Below are 2,058 nucleotides of genomic sequence, written 5' to 3'. Positions count from 1 at the left end.
GAATGCCCAGAACATCGCCTGAGCGCCGGCCGCGGACATCGTCTGGATCCGGAACGAGAACAGCAGCACGAAGGCAAGCGGTGCCAGCATCACCACCCACTTCAACGGGCTGGAAAAGATCGGCACGTAGAGGGCTGGCGTGGAAGCCACCACGAAGGCGATCACGCCGGTAACGACGAGGCCAACTCCCATGTAGTTGTAGACGCGCAGCATGTGCTGGCGGAGGCCTTCGTCATAGACGGCGCCGGTTTGGGCCCCGACGCCGGTGCGGTATCCTAGATTGGGGTTATTCATGCGGGTTCTCCTTTGTGAGGTCAGTAAAGCGTGTTGGCGAGCGTCTCTGCGGTGCGATCGAGATCGCGGACACCGCGTCGGGCGACGACTGCGTAAGCAACTTCGCCGATCTGGAAATAGGCCGAGGAAATTTCGCCCGAGGGGGCGACGGTCGGCTGGACCACGTCGAACGTTCCGGGCCTGATCGCGAACAGCGAGACCAGTCCCAGGTCCCTTGTTTCGACAGCCATCTCGACGCTCGGGCCGAACTGCGATGGATAGATCTGCACGTCACGGACTTTCCAGTCCTTCGGCAGCGACGGCATGACGATCGCCGTGGCGGCGCGGATTTCGTCCGCATCGTAATCCGGCGCTTCGGGCTGGGATGACATGGCCTCGCGCATGATCGTCGTCCTATGTGCCCGGATCGCCTCCTCCAGATAGACAGGCGGCTGGGTCGAGGCGACGACTTTCGTCACCGATATCGGCCCGACGATCCCGTTCGCAAACCAGCCCGCGGCCACCAACACTGCGACCGCCGAAGCCCGCTGCAACGTGCGTAAGGCCCGACCCCGGGCCAGTCCCCGCTCCAGCCGCCGTGCTGCGTCGGCCGTTGCCGGCCGCGCCATGCCCTTGGACCCGGCAAGCGCCACGCGCAGTTCGTCGCGCGTCCTGAGGTCGGACATCACGCGAGCGGCCGCCTCCGGACGGGCGGAAAGAAACGCCTCGACCTCGATGCGGCGGGCAACGTCCAACTGGTCGTCGACATAGGCGTCGAGGTCGGCATCGGTCACCGGGTCGCGCAGTTCGCTCATCATGGACATCACGGGCCTCCCACGATCTTGAGGTGGCTTTTCGCACGTGCCGGCAATTTGTCCTCCATCTCGCGGAGCGCAGCGCGCGCCCTGGCGATGCGCGACATCAGCGTTCCCAGCGGTACGCCGCTGGCCTCGGCCGCCTGGCTGTAGGTAAGTCCCTCGATGGCGACGAGATGCAGCGCCGAACGCTGCTCATCCGGCAATTTGAAAAAAGCTTCGCGCACCTGTGCCAGCCGGACGGAATGCTCCTGGGGAGCCTGCACGCTGGCGTCGATAAGATATCCGGCCTGCTCGACGCGCGCCGCTTCGGACTTGCGGGACCGCAAACCGTCAATGAAAGCATTGTGAACGATCGACAGCAGCCATGCGCGCAGGTTCCCGCCGGAGCGGAAGGTGCCGCGCCGCTCATAGGCACGCACCAGCGCGTCATGCACCAGATCCTCTGCTTCTGCGCTGTCGCGCGTCAGCGAACGCGCGTAGCGCCTCAGAGAACCAAGCTGTCCTATGATATCGAAGCGTGGCATCGACCCTCTCATGTCCTGTTTACGGAGCATGGCAGGTTTTTAATCCCGCTCTTTGAGTTTTTTGCGATCCGGAAGGTCTGGCATCAACGGTACAACGCCACCATCGCGCGTACGGCTTCTTTGTCCGCGAACGAGCAGCCCTTCCCTCAGCCGCCACAATTCGCCGCGCGGTTTTAGCCCCACCGGGGATTTCGATGTTTATACCTGAATTAATTTGTGACGCGGAAAACCGGAAAGTTGTCATCTTTCTCGGGCACTTGCCAGTTAAAGGCAGGAAACATTCACCGCCGAATCTTCGCTTCACCGACGGCCGTTTGGGCCTGCCTTGTTCAACGAATTACCGACCCAACATGACAAGCAATGTGCCAACCCAGCGGGATACCCGCATCGATGTCTTCCGCGCGCTAGCGCTACTGACGATCTTCATCAACCATGTGCCGGGG

General features: G+C 62.5%; 4 protein-coding genes. 1 reads left to right on the top strand and 3 read right to left on the bottom strand.

Translation table 11 applies throughout. The features are described from left to right. The 3 genes from EOA85_RS33625 to EOA85_RS33615 all read right to left on the bottom strand — a co-directional run. On the bottom strand, positions 1–294 hold a 294-nt coding region (locus EOA85_RS33625), incomplete at its 3' end, for a Bax inhibitor-1 family protein (protein ID WP_206523439.1). Between the two features lie 20 nt (positions 295–314). Then, the gene (locus EOA85_RS33620; protein ID WP_029352367.1) at positions 315–1,088 is read right to left on the bottom strand and encodes an anti-sigma factor; all 774 of its coding nucleotides are present in this window, start codon (positions 1,086–1,088) and stop codon (positions 315–317) included. A gap of 8 nt (positions 1,089–1,096) precedes the next feature. Continuing rightward, positions 1,097–1,615 carry a sigma-70 family RNA polymerase sigma factor gene (locus EOA85_RS33615; RefSeq protein ID WP_245486268.1) on the bottom strand — a complete coding sequence of 173 codons (519 nt, stop codon included), beginning with the start codon at positions 1,613–1,615 and terminating at the stop codon, positions 1,097–1,099. Positions 1,616–1,809: 194 nt separating this feature from the next. Here EOA85_RS33615 and opgC point away from each other — a divergent pair. Further along, positions 1,810–2,058 (top strand): OpgC domain-containing protein (gene opgC / locus EOA85_RS39600; RefSeq protein ID WP_245486267.1); only part of this gene is annotated, 249 nt, incomplete at its 3' end.

It is taken from the genome of Mesorhizobium sp. M5C.F.Ca.IN.020.29.1.1, from assembly GCF_003997375.1.
GTDB classification, from domain to species: Bacteria; Pseudomonadota; Alphaproteobacteria; order Rhizobiales; family Rhizobiaceae; genus Mesorhizobium; species Mesorhizobium wenxiniae.
This window is presented reverse-complemented; position numbering and strand designations above follow the sequence as displayed.